At 42.8% G+C, this 18,657-nt stretch carries 25 protein-coding genes; 14 read left to right on the top strand and 11 right to left on the bottom strand.

The annotated features are described in order from the left end of the window. Positions 1-24 precede the first annotated feature (24 nt). Positions 25-579 (top strand): hypothetical protein, encoded by a 555-nt coding sequence (locus NEJAP_RS10995; RefSeq protein WP_201347293.1) that lies wholly within the window; start codon positions 25-27, stop codon positions 577-579. Positions 580-617: 38 nt separating this feature from the next. Here NEJAP_RS10995 and NEJAP_RS10990 read toward each other — a convergent pair whose 3' ends face one another. The 5 genes from NEJAP_RS10990 to purM all read right to left on the bottom strand — a co-directional run bounded on the left by NEJAP_RS10990 (position 618) and on the right by purM (position 3,628). Beyond that, positions 618-851 carry a hypothetical protein gene (locus NEJAP_RS10990; RefSeq protein WP_201347292.1) on the bottom strand — a complete coding sequence of 78 codons (234 nt, stop codon included), beginning with the start codon at positions 849-851 and terminating at the stop codon, positions 618-620. Between the two features lie 77 nt (positions 852-928). Then, the gene (locus tag NEJAP_RS10985) at positions 929-1,180 is read right to left on the bottom strand and encodes a YfcL family protein (RefSeq protein ID WP_201347291.1); all 252 of its coding nucleotides are present in this window, start codon (positions 1,178-1,180) and stop codon (positions 929-931) included. 1 nt (position 1,181) lies between these two features. After that, complete coding sequence (locus NEJAP_RS10980; RefSeq protein ID WP_201347290.1) at positions 1,182-1,892, bottom strand: DUF3108 domain-containing protein; 711 nt, start codon at positions 1,890-1,892, stop codon at positions 1,182-1,184. A 22-nt stretch (positions 1,893-1,914) separates the two neighbouring features. Continuing rightward, positions 1,915-2,568: a phosphoribosylglycinamide formyltransferase gene (gene purN / locus NEJAP_RS10975; RefSeq protein ID WP_201347289.1), complete on the bottom strand. Its 654-nt coding sequence runs from the start codon at positions 2,566-2,568 to the stop codon at positions 1,915-1,917. A 4-nt stretch (positions 2,569-2,572) separates the two neighbouring features. Beyond that, the gene (gene purM / locus NEJAP_RS10970) at positions 2,573-3,628 is read right to left on the bottom strand and encodes a phosphoribosylformylglycinamidine cyclo-ligase (RefSeq protein ID WP_201347288.1); all 1,056 of its coding nucleotides are present in this window, start codon (positions 3,626-3,628) and stop codon (positions 2,573-2,575) included. A 43-nt stretch (positions 3,629-3,671) separates the two neighbouring features. On the opposite strand from purM, the gene NEJAP_RS10965 reads away from it, so the two are divergent. The 6 genes from NEJAP_RS10965 to NEJAP_RS10940 all read left to right on the top strand — a co-directional run bounded on the left by NEJAP_RS10965 (position 3,672) and on the right by NEJAP_RS10940 (position 8,910). Continuing rightward, positions 3,672-4,814: a DUF2066 domain-containing protein gene (locus tag NEJAP_RS10965; RefSeq protein WP_201347287.1), complete on the top strand. Its 1,143-nt coding sequence runs from the start codon at positions 3,672-3,674 to the stop codon at positions 4,812-4,814. 6 nt (positions 4,815-4,820) lie between these two features. Then, positions 4,821-5,951: an AI-2E family transporter gene (locus NEJAP_RS10960; protein WP_201347286.1), complete on the top strand. Its 1,131-nt coding sequence runs from the start codon at positions 4,821-4,823 to the stop codon at positions 5,949-5,951. Further along, the gene (hda, locus tag NEJAP_RS10955; RefSeq protein WP_201347285.1) at positions 5,938-6,645 is read left to right on the top strand and encodes a DnaA regulatory inactivator Hda; all 708 of its coding nucleotides are present in this window, start codon (positions 5,938-5,940) and stop codon (positions 6,643-6,645) included. The genes NEJAP_RS10960 and hda overlap by 14 nt, the downstream gene beginning before the upstream one ends. A gap of 87 nt (positions 6,646-6,732) precedes the next feature. Beyond that, positions 6,733-6,954, top strand: coding sequence for a hypothetical protein (locus NEJAP_RS10950; RefSeq protein ID WP_028468800.1), 222 nt, complete (start codon positions 6,733-6,735; stop codon positions 6,952-6,954). Between the two features lie 40 nt (positions 6,955-6,994). Further along, entirely contained in the window at positions 6,995-7,780 is a 786-nt protein-coding gene (gene tcdA / locus NEJAP_RS10945; RefSeq protein WP_201347284.1) for a tRNA cyclic N6-threonylcarbamoyladenosine(37) synthase TcdA, read from the top strand. A 170-nt stretch (positions 7,781-7,950) separates the two neighbouring features. Further along, positions 7,951-8,910, top strand: a complete 960-nt coding sequence (locus NEJAP_RS10940; RefSeq protein WP_201347283.1) for a hypothetical protein — start codon at positions 7,951-7,953, stop codon at positions 8,908-8,910. 69 nt (positions 8,911-8,979) lie between these two features. Here the strand turns inward: NEJAP_RS10940 and arfB are convergent, their stop codons facing one another. Then, positions 8,980-9,396 (bottom strand): alternative ribosome rescue aminoacyl-tRNA hydrolase ArfB, encoded by a 417-nt coding sequence (gene arfB / locus NEJAP_RS10935; RefSeq protein ID WP_201347282.1) that lies wholly within the window; start codon positions 9,394-9,396, stop codon positions 8,980-8,982. 74 nt (positions 9,397-9,470) lie between these two features. Continuing rightward, a complete protein-coding gene (locus NEJAP_RS10930; RefSeq protein WP_201347281.1) occupies positions 9,471-9,908 on the bottom strand; it encodes a DUF3617 domain-containing protein in 438 nt (145 codons plus the stop codon). Between the two features lie 174 nt (positions 9,909-10,082). Between NEJAP_RS10930 and NEJAP_RS10925 the strand changes: the two genes are divergently transcribed. The 3 genes from NEJAP_RS10925 to NEJAP_RS10915 all read left to right on the top strand — a co-directional run bounded on the left by NEJAP_RS10925 (position 10,083) and on the right by NEJAP_RS10915 (position 12,472). Next, entirely contained in the window at positions 10,083-11,078 is a 996-nt protein-coding gene (locus NEJAP_RS10925; RefSeq protein ID WP_201347280.1) for a rhodanese-related sulfurtransferase, read from the top strand. An 80-nt stretch (positions 11,079-11,158) separates the two neighbouring features. Further along, complete coding sequence (locus tag NEJAP_RS10920) at positions 11,159-11,458, top strand: hypothetical protein (RefSeq protein ID WP_201347279.1); 300 nt, start codon at positions 11,159-11,161, stop codon at positions 11,456-11,458. Positions 11,459-11,554: 96 nt separating this feature from the next. Next, complete coding sequence (locus NEJAP_RS10915) at positions 11,555-12,472, top strand: sensor domain-containing diguanylate cyclase (RefSeq protein WP_201347278.1); 918 nt, start codon at positions 11,555-11,557, stop codon at positions 12,470-12,472. A gap of 49 nt (positions 12,473-12,521) precedes the next feature. Here the strand turns inward: NEJAP_RS10915 and rarD are convergent, their stop codons facing one another. Both rarD and hisC read right to left on the bottom strand, forming a co-directional pair. Then, positions 12,522-13,409, bottom strand: coding sequence for an EamA family transporter RarD (gene rarD / locus NEJAP_RS10910; RefSeq protein WP_201347277.1), 888 nt, complete (start codon positions 13,407-13,409; stop codon positions 12,522-12,524). A 157-nt stretch (positions 13,410-13,566) separates the two neighbouring features. Beyond that, positions 13,567-14,637, bottom strand: a complete 1,071-nt coding sequence (gene hisC, locus NEJAP_RS10905) for a histidinol-phosphate transaminase (RefSeq protein ID WP_201347276.1) — start codon at positions 14,635-14,637, stop codon at positions 13,567-13,569. A gap of 398 nt (positions 14,638-15,035) precedes the next feature. On the opposite strand from hisC, the gene NEJAP_RS10900 reads away from it, so the two are divergent. From NEJAP_RS10900 to NEJAP_RS10885, 4 genes are read left to right on the top strand one after another with little or no spacing between them, the layout of a single operon-like run. Continuing rightward, positions 15,036-15,383 carry a DUF2282 domain-containing protein gene (locus tag NEJAP_RS10900; protein ID WP_201347275.1) on the top strand — a complete coding sequence of 116 codons (348 nt, stop codon included), beginning with the start codon at positions 15,036-15,038 and terminating at the stop codon, positions 15,381-15,383. Further along, positions 15,358-16,272 carry a DUF692 domain-containing protein gene (locus NEJAP_RS10895; RefSeq protein ID WP_201347274.1) on the top strand — a complete coding sequence of 305 codons (915 nt, stop codon included), beginning with the start codon at positions 15,358-15,360 and terminating at the stop codon, positions 16,270-16,272. The genes NEJAP_RS10900 and NEJAP_RS10895 overlap by 26 nt, the downstream gene beginning before the upstream one ends. Positions 16,273-16,295: 23 nt before the next feature. Next, positions 16,296-17,141, top strand: coding sequence for a DNA-binding domain-containing protein (locus NEJAP_RS10890; protein ID WP_201347273.1), 846 nt, complete (start codon positions 16,296-16,298; stop codon positions 17,139-17,141). A gap of 15 nt (positions 17,142-17,156) precedes the next feature. Next, on the top strand, positions 17,157-17,699 hold the full coding sequence (locus NEJAP_RS10885) for a DoxX family protein (protein ID WP_236590895.1): 543 nt from the start codon (positions 17,157-17,159) through the stop codon (positions 17,697-17,699). Positions 17,700-17,784: 85 nt separating this feature from the next. Here NEJAP_RS10885 and NEJAP_RS10880 read toward each other — a convergent pair whose 3' ends face one another. After that, positions 17,785-18,168 (bottom strand): carboxymuconolactone decarboxylase family protein, encoded by a 384-nt coding sequence (locus NEJAP_RS10880; protein ID WP_201347271.1) that lies wholly within the window; start codon positions 18,166-18,168, stop codon positions 17,785-17,787. A 59-nt stretch (positions 18,169-18,227) separates the two neighbouring features. Beyond that, positions 18,228-18,584: a MerR family transcriptional regulator gene (locus NEJAP_RS10875; RefSeq protein ID WP_201347270.1), complete on the bottom strand. Its 357-nt coding sequence runs from the start codon at positions 18,582-18,584 to the stop codon at positions 18,228-18,230. Positions 18,585-18,657: the final 73 nt, after the last annotated feature.

Genomic DNA, 18,657 nt, shown 5'->3' with positions numbered 1-18,657 from the left:
GTATAGTTATTCGAAGGAGTTTTTATGTCTGTTTTATTCAGGCGTGTAGTGGGTTGCTCTGTTTTGGTTTTGATGTTTCCGCTAGTATCAGAGTCTGCAGAAAAGAGCCGTGTGGGTCTTGAGAAAATGAAATTAGCGTCGTCGGTAGGCGCTAAATGCTCTGGGTTTTATGATGGTGTTTTTGCTTTGCTGCATAATTTAGATCAAGCTGCTGATCATCAGGCGTTGGGTGTAATTCAAAAGAATTGGCCGGGAATCAATAAGCGCTATCTGTTTAGGCAGTCAACATCAACGATGTTGATGACGGGTATTTTTATTAAACAAATGAATCAAAAATTTACTCTTAAAGAAAGTTTTTCATTTCAAAGTTTCAGTCAAGACTACGTTTTAAGTCGAAAATCGGCAATGGCTTGGAAGGATGGGAAGACGGATAATGAAGAGCAGAAGCGTCAGCACCAGCAGTGTGAGCATATTCTTCAGATTACTAAAAACAACGGCACATTAAGTGATCGGGTGATTAATGCTGCTATGCAAAAGAGGTCTGTTGCTTTAGGGGTTGACCTTAAATCAATGGATTAAAAATCGGCAGCTCTTTATGTGATGAGCTGCCGTATATTTTATGCGAAGTGCTTGGCTTCTTCGTGTCGAGCGTGCGCGGCACCAACGCGGCAGCCGTAAACGCCGACTTCGCCTTTCCAGCGCATCCATTCTGCAAATTGGCCTATGGCATTAAATATTTGAGAAATCGATGATGCTTGTTCTATCTGAGGGGTGTCGAATGCGCCCATTGCATGTAGCTCTGCTTCAATGCGACGGTCATCATCAGCAATACCCGTAAATTTCATACTCATGATTTAACTCCAGTCAACTATTAATATAGACTAAAGTTTACTCTCTTATTGTGCGCCGCACAATAATGCGTGCTAAGTTATTTTAGACCTTCAGCTAAGAGTGCGTGAATGCCTTCTATATCTTTTTCAGAGAGCTTGTCATCAGGGATCGCGTCATTAAGGCCTTGGTTTAAGCGCTCTATAAATTGCTCCGGTAACTCCTCTGTATCGGCTAGGGCTAGGCTAACATGGCCTAAAAGGTAGCTTGAATAAAAGCGTCGGTCGTCATCACCTTGTAGCTCTTGCTGAAGGAGCCAGTTGTAGAGAGTGTCACCATTTGTTTTTGGCATATCAGAATGTTTCCATGGATTTCAGTTGAAGAGCGTAAGTTTTGCCATCGCCTTCAATTTGTTTGAGTTTAATAATCATGTAGTCAAGCTTGGGGGCATACCAAATATAGGTTTTGCGGGCGGCCTTAGGGCCTCTGTCCATCTCAACTTTGATAGTATCGAATTCACCGAGAGGAGATTGTATTTTTTCTTCGCCGATAATTTTGAAGTCGTATTCTTTGAGGCGGCCACCGTCTGCTATTTTATAGCTAAAAGGTCCTTTTTTTCCGGCTTTCAGATCAAGGCGCATCTGTAGCTGATAGCTTAGCTTGTCTTGTGCTTTGGCTGGAATATCCATTTTCCAAGGTTTATCATCAACATCGTTTTTTACGCTCATGTTTGCCCAGTCGAAAGCGAGCTTTGCTTCACGTTTTTTGCCTAGCACGAGTTTCTTATAGTGGTATTTTTGAGGAGTTACTTCGGAGTTGTTAAATACAACCGTGCTTTTTTCATCGATTGACGCAATAAGAGCGCTAGCATAAGTGCGAAATAACCACTGTCCATCAGGGGTGCTAGAGAGTGATCGTTCGACTTCCCCTTTGAGGGCAATTCCCGCATTCCATTGTGATGAGTATACGGCAGTAAAGGGCAGAACTGGGGGGGAGGTATTTGCGTTTGTAATTGCTGGAATCAGAAAAGCTGAAGTAAGCAATGCCTTAATAAATGAAGACATAATTAAGAGTCCTTAAACAAGCTTAAGTGTCGTAGCCTAGTCTGAAACCAGAATCTGGTAAAAGTTCCTCATCTAGATGTATGCCATCTTTGTCAAAGCGAACTCGGCCTGCGCAAATCCATTCGACAGCTAATGGGTATGCAGCATGTTCGCGTGTATGAACACGGCTTTGCAGGCTGTTTTCATCGTCATTTTGTAGAATGGGAACAACGGCCTGTATCAGTAAGGGGCCACCGTCTAATTCTTCAGTTACATAGTGTACTGTGCAGCCATGCTCTAGGTCATTAGCAGCAAGTGCCCGTTGATGTGTGTGTAGGCCTTTGTACTTAGGTAGAAGTGAAGGATGTATATTAAGCATGCGGCCAGAAAAATGCTGAACAAATCTTGCTGAAAGGATTCGCATAAACCCGGCAAGAATAATTAAGTCTGCTTGGTTGATATCAATACAGCGTCGAACTTCGTCGTCAAAGGCTTCGCGAGAGGCGAAGGTTTTGTGGTCTATGCAGGTTGTCGGGATTCCTGCATTGGCAGCGCGAACTAATCCGTATGCATCGGTTTTGTTGCTGATAACCTGAACGATCTGGCCGTGTATACGGCCAGATTCAATAGCATCCATGATGGCTTGCAGGTTAGAGCCGCTTCCCGAAATCAGTACTACAATCCGTTTCAGGGGCATTACTTTACTCCGCGTCGATAAGCTCTACTTGTTCTTCGCCATCGTTGGCTGTGTCGATATGACCGATGACCCAAGCATCTTCGCCTGTGTCTTTTAGCAGGTTAATAGATGCCTGTGCTTGGTCAGCAGGAACACAAATTACCATGCCTACGCCACAGTTGAATGTGCGATACATTTCACGCGAATCGACGTTTCCAGCTGACTGGAGCCATTGGAATACGCCAGGTATTGTCCATGAGTTGGTATTGATAACCGCTTTAGCATTATCAGGTAATACACGAGGAATATTTTCAAGTAAGCCGCCACCTGTAATGTGTGACAGCGCGTTTACTTGGCCATTTTTTAGCAGGTTAAGAACAGACTTAACATAAATGCGTGTAGGCTCAAGTAGTGCATCTTTTAGCGTGCGCCCTTCGATATCTTGATCAAGGTCTGCATCGGATACGTCAATGATTTTACGAATCAGGGAGTAGCCATTTGAATGCGGGCCTGAGGCAGCTAATCCAATTAAAGTGTCGCCTACGCTAACTTTGCTGCCATCAATGATTTCAGACTTTTCTACAATACCGACGCAGAATCCGGCAAGATCGTAATCGTCGCCTTCATACATGCCTGGCATCTCAGCCGTTTCGCCGCCCACGAGGGCTGCACCTGAAAGCTCACAACCTTTGCCAATACCAGTAACAACATCCGCTGCCATTTCGATATTAAGTTTCCCGGTGGCATAGTAGTCGAGGAAGAACAAAGGTTCTGCTCCGGCTACGATCAGGTCGTTAACGCACATAGCCACCAAGTCAATGCCAATGGTGTCATGTTTTTGCAGCTCCATTGCTAGGCGTAATTTTGTGCCAACACCATCGGTGCCAGAAACAAGAACGGGCTGTTTGTATCCTTCAGGGATTTCACACAGCGCTCCAAAGCCGCCGAGACCACCCATGACCTCTGGGCGAGCTGTACGCTTTGCAATACTTTTAATTCGATCAACCAATGCATTTCCTGCATCAATATCAACGCCAGCGTCTTTGTAACTAAGTGATGTTTGGTCAGAACCAGTAGACATGCAATGCAACCTTTCAGACAGGGTAAATAACAGGTGAAAAAATATGCGCAGCATTCTAACAGGTTGCGGGAGTGGCGGCTATTGTATGTTACAGTTTTCAGTTTTAAAAATGTCTCTGGTACATTTATTTAGCATGCAAAACCTTCTTTGTTTCATTGTTGCTCAATTAATAGTCTTGGGTTTCTTGATATCGACTCCGCTTAGAGCTGAGTTAGTTGAAAACTTATATCAAACAGAGCTCCTTGTTTCTGATCGTTTAACGCACCCCGATGATATTTCTCTGCGATTCGGTTTAAAACGCATATTAGTAAAGGTGAGCGGTACTACGGAGGCTTCACAAATCGTTGATGAATTTGTTTTTGATCCTGATCTTTATATGAGTAAATTTCATTTTGAGTCTACGTATCAGGTGCGTACGGATGCTCAAGGTAATGATTATCTTGCGCAGCGTCTGGTATTACTCTTTGAACAGGCATCTATAGATAAGTTGTTAAATAGCAGTGATTTTTTTCCTTTGGGAAAGTACAGGCCGCGATTGCTTGTTTGGGTGCTGGGAGATGAAAATAAGGCACTGTTAAGTTTTAGACAGGGTTTGCAACAGCATGCTGCTCAAGTGGCGTTTCCAGTGACTTTGTTGATGGCCAATCAGGTGTTTATTAAGCAGCAAACAAAAGGGAGGCTAATTGAGAAAATTAGTGAGCGTTCTAAGAGTTACCCTAAAGCATTAGTTATTGTTGTCTTTTTTGATGAAAATGAAATTATGCATTGGACCGTTGTTGATGAGGCTTCCCATGAAAGGGTTAAGTGGGCTTTTTCAAAGGGTGGCTTTGCTTCACAGTTAACGAAGGCATTTGATGCGTGGTTTGATTCTTCAGGAATTAAAATTGATGGCAAAAGAGCTTTAACGAAAAATTCTCATCAGATAATCGTGACAAGAGTTAAAAATATGGCAGACTATGCAGCAATTATGGAATACGTCCGGTCGCTGCCTTCCATTGACTTAATAACGGTTGCGTCATTGGATAACCAAACATTGACCCTTGCATTGCAAAGTCCTTTGGATAGCGCCGAAGTATCGCGTTTGTTGAGCTTAGATAGGCGTATGTTGTATATGCGCCCCTTGCAGAAAGAAGCAGAATCAGAAGCCACTTTGCGTTGGCGATGGTTTGGTACACGAGGTAGGTAAGATTTAATGGATAATGTTCTCACATCGCAGCGCTTTTTTTTGCTGTTAGCTGTTATGGCTTCAGGCTTCTTGCTGTATTTATTGGGGCCCATCTTATCGCCATTCCTTATTGGTGCGCTACTGGCTTATTTAACGGATCCGGTAGCTGATCGGCTTGAAGAGTTAGGGGTCTCACGCACGGCAGCGGTTGTTATTGTGTTTGTTATCCTGACTACTTTAATAACGATGTTGATCTTGTTGTTTATTCCAAAACTAACGCATCAAATTCAAGTAATGATCCATCAGATACCCGCTGTTATTGCGCTTTTTGAAGAGAAGGCAATACCCGCTATCCAAGCATTTCTAGGTGATGGTGTTTCTTTTGGAGATATTGAGTCATTTAAAAAGCTAGTTGCCAGCCATTGGGAAAAAACAGGCGATATTATGGCGCAAGTTGCATCTGGCATTACGCGCTCTGGTTTGGCTGTTGTTGGTTGGATAGCAAACCTATTACTTATTCCCGTTGTAACATTTTACCTGTTACGTGACTGGGATGTGATGATGGATAAAATAGGGCACCTATTACCACGAAGTGTTGAGCCTGTAGTCTCTCGTTGGGCAAAAGAAAGTGATGAAGTGCTAGGCGCTTTTATTAAAGGGCAGCTGCTAGTCATGTTGACATTGGGTTTTGTATACGCAGTGGGCTTGTGGTTGGTTGGTTTGGATCTAGCTTTGCTGCTAGGTATGTTGGCAGGACTCGCAAGCATTGTTCCTTATATGGGCTTTATTGTTGGTATATTTGCTGCAGGTGTGGCTGCTTACTTGCAATTTCATGATCCTGTAATATTGTTGTGGGTATCTGCTGTCTTTGGTGTAGGTCAGGCTTTAGAAGGGATGGTTTTAACACCTTTGCTTGTGGGTGATAAAATAGGATTGCATCCGGTAGCCGTTATTTTTGCAATTATGGCAGGCGGGCAGCTTTTTGGTTTCGTTGGTGTGTTGATAGCACTTCCGGTCGCGGCTGTAATTATGGTATTTTTGCGCCATGTTCATGACGGATATAAAAATAGTCACTTGTATGGCTCTGATACCGTCGTTGATGTAATCGCAGATGAAGCACCGCAAGAACAGGATATAGGCTTAGATGAACAGCGCTAATGCGCCACAGCAGCTCCCTTTAGGAGTGACTCTCAGGGATGATGCGCGATTTGAAAATTATCAGATAGGTGATAATGGGCTTGTGTGCGAAATGCTTCGCCAGGCCGCGGTGGGTGTAGGGGAGCCTTTCCTTTATATATGGGGCGCTAAAGGAACGGGTTGTTCTCATTTGTTACAAGCTGTTTGTCATGCGGCGGAGCCCTGCAAGAGAACCGCTGTCTATCTTCCATTGAATGAGCTTTTGGGCTTAAGCCCAGTGATCCTTGAAGGGATGGAACATCTCGACCTAATATGTATAGATAATGTAGAAGCTGTTGCTACATCGCGAGTATGGGAAGAAGCATTATTCCACTTGTATAACCGTATTCGTCAAGAGCAAAACACCTTGATTGTTGCGGCTAATTCAGCGCCGCGTCAGCTAACCATTAAATTGCCAGATCTTGTTTCTCGTCTTAGTTGGGGGGCTGTTTTTAGTGTTGCAGCACTTAACGATGAAGATAAGATACAGGCCATCCAGTTACGTGCAAAAATCCGTGGTATTGATCTTGCCGAGGATGTAGCGCGGTATTTGGTGCATCATGCAAGTAGAGATATGAATGATTTGTGTCTGATGCTGGATCGTCTTGATAAAGCATCGCTAATGGCGCAAAGAAAAGTAACTATTCCTTTTATAAAGCAAGAGATGGGCTGGTAGTTCTTTTTAGCGAGTCTCTCTTGTTCATACAGTTGGTTCAGTATTTTTAGTCGTCTATTAATTCCATAAATTGTTAAGGCACCACCTATGTCCAATGAAGATACAAAAATAAAACGTGATTTTTTTGCACGTGATGATGATGAGCAGCAAGCATTTTTGAGCCAAACTTGGTGTGATAACTGCCAGGCTGCGGATCTGGGTATGCACACGCCTCTAGAATATGAATTAGATGGAACCATCTTTGTAGAGGGTTCTTGTAACAAGTGCGGTGAGCAAGTTTTTACTGAACTAACCGAAGATGATCTGTAATTCTCTTTTAAATTGTATTTTTTAGCATTAGGGCTTATTCGTGTCTGCATTTGATAATCGTTTTGGTGGCACTCGTCGCTTATATGGCGCTGATGTTGTAGAGCGTTTCCGTAATTCCCATGTCTGTGTTATTGGCATAGGAGGGGTTGGTTCATGGGTGGCAGAGGCGCTAGCTCGTTCTGGAATCGGTGAAATTACGCTTATAGACCAAGATGATATTTGTGAAACGAATATTAATCGACAAATACATGCATTGGATGGAACGGTAGGTCAATCTAAAATAGCAGTGATGGCTGAGCGTATACGTTTGATTAATCCGGAATGCCTTGTGCATGAAGAGCATGCATTTATTAATCGTGACAATACACCTGATTTAGTCCAAGACTGTTTTGATTATGTGGTTGATGCAATCGATAGTGTTAAAGATAAAGCGGCATTGATCGGTTACTGCAAACGCTTTAAGGTACCCATTGTTTCTGTGGGTGGAGCCGGCGGGCAACTCGATCCAACATGTGTGAGTGTTGTCGATCTTTCTAAAACCTATAATGACCCCTTGGCCGCCAAAGTGCGCTCTATGTTGCGACGCCATTATGGGTTTAGCAAGAATGGTAAGAAGTTTGGTGTTGATTGTGTTTATTCCACTGAACAGTTGCGCTACCCTCAGCCTGATGGGTCGGTATGTGGGCAGAAAATGATGTCTGATGGCCAAACTAAGCTAGATTGTGATGGTGGTTTTGGTGCTGCAGCAGTGGTCACGGCCACGTTTGGCATGGTGGCAGCTTCGCGGGTACTTAATAAAATCATGCTAAAGGTGAGTGCGGAGTAGCCGTTTAGAGCTTAACAAGAACTGAAGAAGCGGCTATAATTCAACTAGTAATATTGAATCTATTTCAATAGTTCTTCTTATGCATGGATTGCAAATAATATGAACTTACAGCAAAGAAACCGGTTTGCTCAGAGCAATCAATATCACGGAATTATTTTGAGAAGCTTAATATGCTTGGACTGAATCATTGCTACCAGATGCCCCGTTCCGCAGAAGGTTCCCTTCTGTCAGCCTCTACGAGAAGTATTAATGCGCGTAATATTTTCCGATCTAATGTGAAAAACAGCCATGCTGTTATACGTGATGTTGTTACGGAAGCTGAACTGCGCTTGCTTGCTGAGTGGTCCGTACCTAACCTGATTGACATATTAAACTTCCCTGAAGAAAGTGTTGAAAAGCACTCTGAAGATTATATCCGTTTTCATGAGCGAGCGGGCCGTGTTATCGAGGCGTTATTGGGCAGTGTTAAAACTGATCTATTGACAGTACGTTTTGGTGTTGGTGGCGTTATTTCTGATCTCAATGTTCCATTTGAACTAAATGACGAATTTTTAGCAAGCTTATGGCGGCATGAGCGGCCTATTAGTCATTGGGTGCGTAAGGAAAGTAATGAGTTAATGGGAGTAGCTGTTTTAGGGCGCCCATATGCGCTGGCAGCAGCTACGCTTGATGTGCATAGAATTAGTGGTATGACGCGCATCGAAGCAATTGAGAATCAATGCTACGATGCCTATTTGCGACAAATTTATCTTCGTGCTTTTAATTTGTATGGTGTTTTCCCGCTGGCTCATGATGAGCTGGGAATTAGAGGGATTGATCCGTGGATGCAAGTGGCTGCAGGTAAAGACATAGTGGCTTCTGCATGTACTGGAAGGCAGTTACAGTTATTCGCGCGTAGGCAGTTTAGAGATTTTAAAATATCCTTCGAAGTTTACTCTATTTTAAAACATCTTCCTTTGCGCCTAGGCATCTCGGCACGGCTTGCTGTATCTGATTGGGATAGTTTGTTGCAAGAAGAGTTATCTGCAGCATGGCTCAGAGGTGAGACGGGTGAATGGATAGAGAAAGCACTGGATTCCATTACTGACTCAAAAAAATCTGATGCTCAAGGGTATATGCTAGGTGCATAGCTTGCCTTATACATAAATCGTGATAAGTCCCTGTAGTAGTTTTACTCTATTAAAATGTATTGCTTGACACTAGCTGTCAGTGACTTTTCCGCGCATTTGTTTGGTTTTTCCTCGTTTGTTTTTACTATCCAGTCGTCTTGTTTTTGAGCCCTTAGTTGGCTTGGTTGGTTTTCTCGGTTTTTGTTGCGCTGTGGCGCTTTTTATCAGTTCTAATAATCTTGTTAAAGCTGCTTCTTTGTTTTTTTCTTGAGTACGAAATTGCTGTGCTTTAATGACCACGATGCCTTCTTTGGTGATGCGATGGTCGTTGATATTGAGTAACTGCTGTTTGTAGTAGTCCGGTAGTGAGGATGCGTTAATATCAAATCGCAGGTGGATGGCGCTTGAAACCTTGTTGACGTTCTGCCCCCCAGCACCTTGAGCGCGTATCGCTGTTAGTTCGATTTCGCTATCAGGAATCATGACGTAATTAGAAATTTGAAGCACGTACGCTTGCCTTTTTATTTAATGATTAGCTGTTGGTATTTTGTCAGTGATATAGGCGTAGTTGTACTTAAATGCTAGTTGCATTCTCCCAGACGTTTCCCGCTCCATGTAGTTGTCATTTCTAACTTCATTCCTTGCATAGACATTGCAATGATAGCTTTGCCGTTAACTTTAGTGTTTTGTACCTGCATATCACCACGCCCTGTTACTAAGTTGCCTTCAATGTTGCAGCTCATATTCCATTGTATGTTTTTTCCATTAACTCGCACGTCTGTTGCTTTGCAGTTACCGCGAGTTTTTTGTGTGAAGTGGTCAGCACTTATCGTTTTTTCACGAATACATTCAATATTCTTATTAACGAGAGGTTTTGCCAGCATTGGCATTGAGGCTCTGCTAGTGATTTCCCACTTTCCTGCATTAAAAGGCACGCTGTTTACCGTCGCTGCATGGGTTTGGTTTATGGGGAGTGTGAGTACGCTCAACATAAAAGCGCACGATAGTAATATTTTCATGTTGATGCTCTTTAAGGTTGCTAAGTGGTGGTAAGGATAAGTTAATCATCTCAGCTGTGCTAGCTGACGTCTAATACAAATTAATTGATGGCGAGTGTTTTGCCCGCTTAGCGACAGATAAAGTAGATTTACGTATAATGGTGCGTCATTTTTACCTGAGCTAGGAGAATCTCTATGTCCCACACAGTGGTGTGTGCCCTTTATAAATTTGTTGTTCTGGATGATTACCAAGAACTGCGCGCACCTTTGCATGAGGTAATGAAAAATAATGATGTGCGTGGGACGCTATTATTAGCCCAGGAAGGGATAAATGGCACAGTATCAGGGACACGAGAAGCTATTGATGCGTTGCTTATTTGGCTCAAATCAGATGAGCGTTTAGCGGATATAGACTACAAAGAATCTTTGCATGAGCGTCAGCCATTCAAGAGAAGTAAAGTTAAGCTAAAAAAAGAGATTGTTACTCTGGGTGTGGAAGGGATCGATCCCAAACGAGTTGTGGGCACTTATGTTGAGCCTAAAGATTGGAATTCGCTTATTAGTGATCCAGATGTAGTGCTGGTGGATACTCGTAATGACTATGAGGTTCAGGTGGGTACATTCCGTCATGCGGTGAACCCAAATACAGAAACGTTTCGAGAGTTTCCTGAATATGTGAAGCAGAATATGAACCCTGCTAAACAGAAAAAAGTTGCCATGTTCTGTACGGGGGGCATTCGTTGTGAAAAATCGACCGCGTATATGAAGGAGCAGGGCTTTGATGAGGTTTATCATCTTAAAGGTGGAATTTTAAAATACCTAGAAGAAGTGCCTCAAGAAACATCATTATGGGAAGGCGAGTGTTTTGTTTTTGATGATCGAGTGACGGTAAATCATCAACTCGAAAAAGGCCAGTATGATCAGTGTAATGCCTGTCGTATGCCGATAACTCAAGCTGATAAAGAGAGTGAGCAATACGTCTCAGGCGTTAGTTGTCCTCATTGTTTTGGTAAGCATACGGCGGAACAGGTTCAGCGTTTTGCTCAGCGTGAAAAGCAAATGCAGTTAGCCAATGAGCGAGGCGAAGGGCATATCGGTGATGCTGCTGTGATGACGATGCAAGAGCGACGAGAGGCTAAACGCGCAGCACGAGCGCGACTGATAGCTGAGCAGCAAAAATCTAACAAATAGTTGTTTATTTCAAAGTTGGATCTGTTTTCATTATTGGGTTATTTACTGGTGTGAGTGAGCTCATGCTAGTAAGGAGTTTTATGCAGACTTACAGGCTATTAGGTACGGTGAATTTACCGCTTGAAAGAGATTCTATAGTGAGCCAGTTAGTACTGTCTGGTTGGAATTTATTAATTCATAGTGAAGATGAAGATGTACTTAAGAAAGACCGCATTCAGCTGAATTTGCAGGGTGAAGGCACCTTGTTGTTGGATGCTAGCTTTAAAGGTATGCCTGAAGATATTTCTGAGCTGGTTGGTTGTTTTGATAAGCATTCGGGACATTATGCGTTAGATCTTTTTGGTGATTCCGCCCGGTTGGTTAGACGCTTTATTAAATGATTCGAAGAAATCATTAGAATATTTTCCAATTACGGATAACAAGCACCTTCAGCTGTGCTATAACTTTTACAAAGTAATTTCATTTTGGAGATGTAAATGACGGACTCTGAGGGACTACAGCAGCGTCGTTTTGAGTGTCTATTATCGGCTGTCGACCAGATAGTTGTGATTTTAAATGGCGCTGGGGAAGTGCTTAGAGTCAATGCAGGAGGAGCATCTTGGTTAAATACCGAAGCAATGCTTTCTAGAACCTTCTCTTCGCTGTTTGCCGATGAAATAGCAGAGCATATATCATCCTCGATTAATAAAGCCCTGAAAAGTAATGAGCCTCAACAGCTAACTGTCTCCATGAAGCCAGAGCATTCATTTCATTGGCATGAGCTTGGCCTAAGCAGTGCTCAGGTTTGGGATACAACACTGGTTGCCGTGAGTGCTACAGAGCTTATGTGGGTTGCACGTGATGTGTCAGTGTCTAAGCGAAATGAGCAAAAGCTTTTTAAACAAGCGCAGCGAGATCCTTTGACGGGTGCTTACAACCGTCGTTCTTTGCTTACTGTTCTTGATCATTCTGTTGCACAAGCGCAGCGTTACGATTGGGTCTGTTCCTTTTTATTGATCGATATTGATCACTTTAATCAAATTAACGATCAATATAATTGGGATACTGGCGATAAAGTTTTGCAGCAGTTCGTAAGGGCTATGCTCGGTTTTCAACGCACGGCTGATTTTTTTGCGCGCTTCTCTGATGATCGATTTGTTATGTTTTTACCTGAAACCAATCAAGAGCAGGCATTATTAGCGGCAGAACGTGTAAGAAAACTGGCTGCTGAGCAGCAGGTGCCATGTATAGCTGCTGATGGAAGTGAGTTTATTCTGAATTTTACCGTAAGCATTGGTGCTGCTTCGTTGCAAGATGCGCAAGATACACCTGAAAGTATTTTGAAGCGAGCAGAAGAGAATTTGTTTATTGCAAAACAGAGCGGTACTAACCGAATTGAAGGTGAGTCCAATTAGCAGCTAGTTAACCGCTATATTTTAACGTTTGAATCTCAGCGCAATGTTTTTAAGCAATACTTCTTGGCGTCTTTCTGCGGCGCCAGATAGCGCCGCCTGAAAATATAAGTAGTGCTAGCCAAATCATTGAGAAAGTTATTAAGTCCCCGTCGTCAAAAGGCTCATCTAAAATAAGCACTGCGCTTAACAGTTGAAGTGTTGGGGCAAGATAGGTCATAAATCCAAGTATTGTCAGGCTGAGTCTATGAGCAGCGGCAGAAAAAGCCAGCAAAGGTAATGCAGTAAGGACTCCTGCGAGAATAAGCAAAGCTCCGTCTGTACTGATGCTGAAGTGTTGCTGACCCTGAAATAGTAGCCATAACCAATAAGCGACAGCAAAGGGTAGCAATAGAATAGTTTCAATCATGAGTCCTGTGACTGTATCTACTTGTGTTTTCTTACGAACAAGCCCGTAAAGCCCAAAGCTAATAGCGAGCGTGAGAGCTATCCAAGGAAGCTCACCCATCCCTATTATTTTGTAAGCAACCCCTAGTGATGCGACCAAAATGGCCACTTTCTGATAAACAGCCAGTGATTCTTTAAAGAAAATAACGCCTAAGCATATTGCCACTAAAGGGTTGATAAAATAACCGAGGCTGGCATCAACAGCACGGTTTACGCTAACGGCCCAAATATATAGTCCCCAGTTTGTCGCAATAAGTAGTGAAGAGCAAAAAAGTGCAAGGAGTAATCGGCGGTTGAGTAACGCTGTTTTAGCGCGCCCCCAGTTTTTGCTCAGCGTGAGAATAATAGCGACAAATAGAAAAGACCATATCACACGATGAAGTAGTACTTCGGTGGCAGGAATATGCTTTAGTAAGCTAAAAAAAAGTACAAAGCTTCCCCACATTGAATAGGAAAATAGGGCAAGCAATAAGCCGCGGTTAGACTCTGTCACAGTGAGTATTCCATTTATTAAAAACGAATTCTAACAGTAAAGCCTAATACAGCAAGGAAACAGATTGTTGTGTAAAAGATGTTTTTGGGGGGTGACGAAGAATACGTAACGAAGAGCTTAAAAAATCCCCCTCGCGTTAGCGAGCGAGGGGGGTTAACTACAGAGAGATTATGTCGGGGTGGCGCTTTAGACAGTCAATCATCGCTTGCATCTCAGCTTCTGTGCCAATGGTGATACGTAAGTGATTATTAATGCCGGGGCGGCTGAAATGGCGTACTAATATCTGGTTGGTTCTTAGAAAGCCCATTAATTCTGCCGCTTCAATATAGCGATGTGAAGCAAATACGAAATTTGTTTTAGATGGAATAATCTTAAAACCTAAGGATTGTAATTGCTGGTTAGTCCACTCACGCATCGTTATGATCTGCTGAGTGGTTTCTACAAAGTAGTCATTGTCTTTAATAGCGGCAATGGCTGTTGCTTGTGCAAGCATGTCTAATGGATAAGAATTAAAGCTGTTTTTCACACGCTCTAAGCCTTCAATTAACTCAGCACTGCCTATCGCAAAGCCAACACGCATTCCGGCTAATGAGCGAGACTTAGATAATGTCTGGATAACCAAAAGGTTTGGGTACTTATCTACTAAATTGATAGCTGTTTGTGCACCAAAATCTACATAGGCCTCATCAACAACGACGACAGTCTCAGTGTTTCGTTGCAGTAATGCTTCTATCTTTTCTAGCGTGAGTGCTCTACCTGTAGGTGCATTAGGGTTGGCAAAAATAATACCGCCATTAGCTTGGGCATAGTCATCTAGCACAATACAAAAATTATCTTGTAGAGGGATATGCTTGGCTTCAATACCATAGAGATTGCAGTACACATCATAAAAACTATAAGAGATGTCTGGCATCAATAGTGGTTGGGGTTGGCGGAAAAAAGCCATAAAAGTATGCGCGAGTACTTCATCGGAGCCGTTGCCTACAAAGACTTGATTGGCTTTTACATTAAAATGTTCGGCGAGTGATAGCTTAAGCGCAGATGCATCTGGGTCTGGGTAAAGACGTAGACGATCAGTATCAAACTGATGGATCGCTTCTAACACCATTGGGGAGGGTGGAAATGGGTTTTCGTTGGTGTTCAGTTTAATGATATTGCTGCCCTTTGGCTGCTCACCTGGTACATAAGGTGTTAGGCTTTGGATAGCTTCGCTCCAGTATTTGCTCATGGCAATCACTCATTTTAATGCTGGGGGGCGACAGCCGCCACCCGCTAAACAGGAGAGCGGAGCATAGCAAAAAAGCAACACGCTGAACATTGACTCATTAGCAGTTTTTATTTTTAGGGTTTTCAGCTTCGTTTCAGTTTCAGTCTTTAAAGTAAGTCACATCAAGCAGCGATGAGGCAGTGTATTTGCAAGTAACTTTATCTCTATTGATGTTAAGTAGCAGCTTATGGCAAATAAGCTTTGGTAGTCTAAACTCTAGATAGCCCAACCTATGGAAAACATTAGATTTAGTTGTACATAAATACTGTAAGCGCAGCGTGCTTGAAATAGTTCTTAATGATGAAACTTAGTTGTAAAAATAACTAAAATAATGATCGATTTAACGTGGAGCAATAACAATGAATAAAGCAAGCTTAACTACAGCCCTACTCGTTGGCGCATCAGCAGCCATTCTAAGCACCGGTGCCGTTGCAGGCCCTAACAGCCAACTAAAAGTTTCGGAAGCTGCACCAGCTGAGGTTCAGGCCAAAGTTCAAGGTTGGTTGGCTGGTGATAAAATCCGCGGTCGTAAAGATAAGTGTTTCGGTATTGCTCTAGCAGGTGAAAATGATTGTGCGGCAGGTGCTGGTACAAGCTGCGAAGGTACATCAACTAAAGATTTTCAAGCAAATGCTTGGACCTATGCTCCAAAGGGCACGTGCGAATCGATCGTAACGCCTCATGGAACCGGTTCGCTTGAAAGCTGATGAATCTCCCTTGCTTTCGCAGTCTTTGACTGCGGAGGGGCGCTTAGGTGCTGGCCTTGGTTTAAAGGCGGAGCACCTAGATGCTATTTTGGCATTACCCGTTACCGATAAAACGTGTGCTGGTAGCCATCTTTGGTTTGAGGTTCATACAGAAAACTATTTTGTAGCGGGTGGGCCTCGACTCAACTACCTCAGAGCAATCCGTGAGAATTACGATCTTAGTTTTCATGGAGTGGGGGGGTCACTCGGTTATGATCATCAATCTATGCCTGAGCATATTAAGCAGGTAAAAGTATTAATCGATGAGTTTCAACCGGCGCTTGTCTCAGAGCATGCTGTTTGGTCTCGCTCTGGGGGAGCATATTTTGCAGACCTTATGCCATTACCTAGAACGCATGACGCACTTCAGTCATTAGTTGAAGGAATTGATCGTTATCAGACGGGTATCGAGCGGCGAATTTTAATTGAAAACCCAAGTAACTATTTGGATTTTACCAGTGAGATGGATGAGCCGCAGTTTCTTGTTGATGCGGCGAATCGTAGTGGTTGTGGTTTATTAATCGATATTAATAACTTGTATATCAGTAGTAAGAATACAGGTATTGATGCCGTAGAATATTTATCACAAATTCCTGCTGATCTTGTCGGAGAGATTCATATAGCAGGACATGATCCTGATCCGGAGTTGGGAGAAGCATTACTTATTGATAGTCATGCATCAGCAGTCGACTTACCGGTGTGGGCGTTGTTAGAGCATGCCTTGTCTTTATTTGGCCATAAGCCTGTTTTGGTTGAACGGGATGCCAACATACCAGCGTTTGCTGAGTTGATGAGTGAGTGCCAAATTGCACAAGGCTACTTAAAGCAGATAAGAAGTAATGCCGCATAATATCTTTTTACGGGAGGTTGTTGATGGGGGTTAGTTCTTACATTGATGCATTTTCTATTTACCTGCGAACAGGTGATGTGAGTGGGATGAATGATTTTTGCGTTAATGCTGAGCACTTAAAGCGTATGTCGGTATACCGCAATGGTTTTTACAAAGGGTGTGTTGATGCGCTAACTGCAAACTTTCCTATGTGTGAAAAATTTGTAGGAAGTGACAACTTTAAGAATATTGCTCGTATTTATGTTGATCATTACCCGCCAGAAAAAGGCACTTTGGTAGGTTATGGGCTTAACTTTCCTGATTTTTTAGATGACTTTATAACGGAGCTAGCAAAACAACCTGAGGTGTTAAAGTTATCGTCAAAGTTGGTTGATTTGGCACACTTGGATTATGCCTGGCTAATGAGCTTGATGAGTGCTGATGTTACTCAGGCTTTGACAGCAGAAAAAGTCACATGGTTAATGAGCGAAGACTGCGATTTTACTCAATCAATAGCGACATTGAACGCTAGCGTTATTCTTCTACAAGTAAGTGCCGACACGTTGGAGCAATGGATTGCATTAAAAACTAACTCAAGCGAAGTCGCACAAGATGAGAATATACACCGTGAATCGTCATTGAGAGATAGTTCTTTATCTTCTGATCTCGTGATGTTTTGGCGTCTACACGGTTCCGTACAGGTACGCGCTCTCTCTGCTCCTGAGTGGGCAGTTATGCATGCTTTGCAAGGAGAGGGTTGTGTGTTGGAAGAGGCTTTTGATGCAGCTTTAGCGTTGGATCCCGACTTTTACGTGAGTGATATTTTTTCGGCCTGTATACAAAATGAAATTTTAGAAATTGATATGACTACACACGATCATAATAAATAAGGAATTAATATGGGTATGGTGGGGAAGTTACGTGAGCTTTATGTGCAAATAGGCCAGCAATTATCACGGTTTTTAGAGCCGCTGGCGTTATTTTTTCTCCGCTTTATGGTGGCCAAGGTCTTTCTTGATTCTGGGCTAGGTAAGTGGGATGGTTTTTTAAAGTTTAATGTCGATAAGTATGACTTATTCATGTACGAGTTCTTCTGCCCAGACCCAGTAAGGCCAGGGGCATTGCAGCTTTGTAACCCAGAAACACTCGAGTATGTTGAAGGCTCGTTTGTTGTGAAAATGATTGAACTGCTTGCAGTATTTGCGGGTATCGCCGAAGTTGTGTTGCCAGTATTGCTCATCATTGGACTGTTTTCTCGTTTTGCTGCACTAGGCCTTATTGGTATGACGATGTTTATTCAATTGGCTGTATTCCCAACATGGGATCATTGGATTAATCCAGCATCATGGTGGGCAGTGTCGCTATTGGTAATTGTTGCACGCGGTCCAGGGACTCTGTCTATCGATAGATTACTTGGCTTAGATGCAAAGCCAGCACTAGCTAAGTGATGTTTTAATCTGATAAGAGCACCGGGCGTGTCGTTGACTCGGTGCTCTTTTGTGGTTTGCTTTAAGTTGCTTTATAAAGAGCTTATTAAGAGAGTAAGTCGCGTTCTTCCAGCACTTCTCTTACAGCAAACATGCCATTAAGCGCTGCGGGAAAGCCTGCGTATACAGACATTTGTAGAACGGTTTCTTTTATTTCTTCGGGAGAGCAGCCAACATTCAGCGCTGCGTTGATATGAACTATTAATTGAGGTCTGCAATTACCCATAGCTGTGAGTGCTGCAACAGTAGCTATTTCCCTTGATTTTAAATCTAAGCCTGGTCTTGAATAGATGTCACCGAAAGGATATTCAATAGTGTAGCGCGCTAAGTCTGGGCAAACATTTTGCAGGCTCTCGATCACTTTATGCCCTGCTTGACCATCAATCTCTGCTAACTTGTTTAAACCAACAGCATATCTTGATTTGTTCATTTCCTTGCTCCTTTGCGTAGGTAATCGAGGCAAGGTTACAAGTTAGAGTTTACTCTAGGTCAAGAGGTTTTATTGATAGTGTAGTATTCAATTTTCGAATCGAGTGCAGCTAGATGCTGAATCTCGTTTTCGATTCTAGATTTTAATTTATCACGATGTTGTTCAAGTAATGCTTGGCGCTGTTGGTTAGTGCTCTCACCCAATGCTCTTAGTTTTGAGTATTCTAAAATGCTTTCTAGTGGCATTCCTGTTTCTTTGAGTCTGATAATAAATGCAACCCACTCTAGGTCCTTTATTGTAAAAAAGCGGTGGCCGTTTGAGCTGCGGTGAATATCGCGGAGAAGACCAATTTTCTCATAATATCTTAGTGTATGCGCTGATAGGGTTGTACGTGCAGAAAAATCTTTCATATTCATCGAGGATATCCTTATCTTGGCCACATTATGTAATGAATGTGAAAATCACGTCTAGTTAGTTTTTGTTATGCAG

The organism is Neptunomonas japonica JAMM 1380 (genome assembly GCF_016592555.1).
GTDB lineage: Bacteria > Pseudomonadota > Gammaproteobacteria > Pseudomonadales > Balneatricaceae > Neptunomonas > Neptunomonas japonica_A.
Note: the sequence above shows the minus strand (reverse complement) of the source record. Positions and strands in the feature narration are given on the sequence as shown.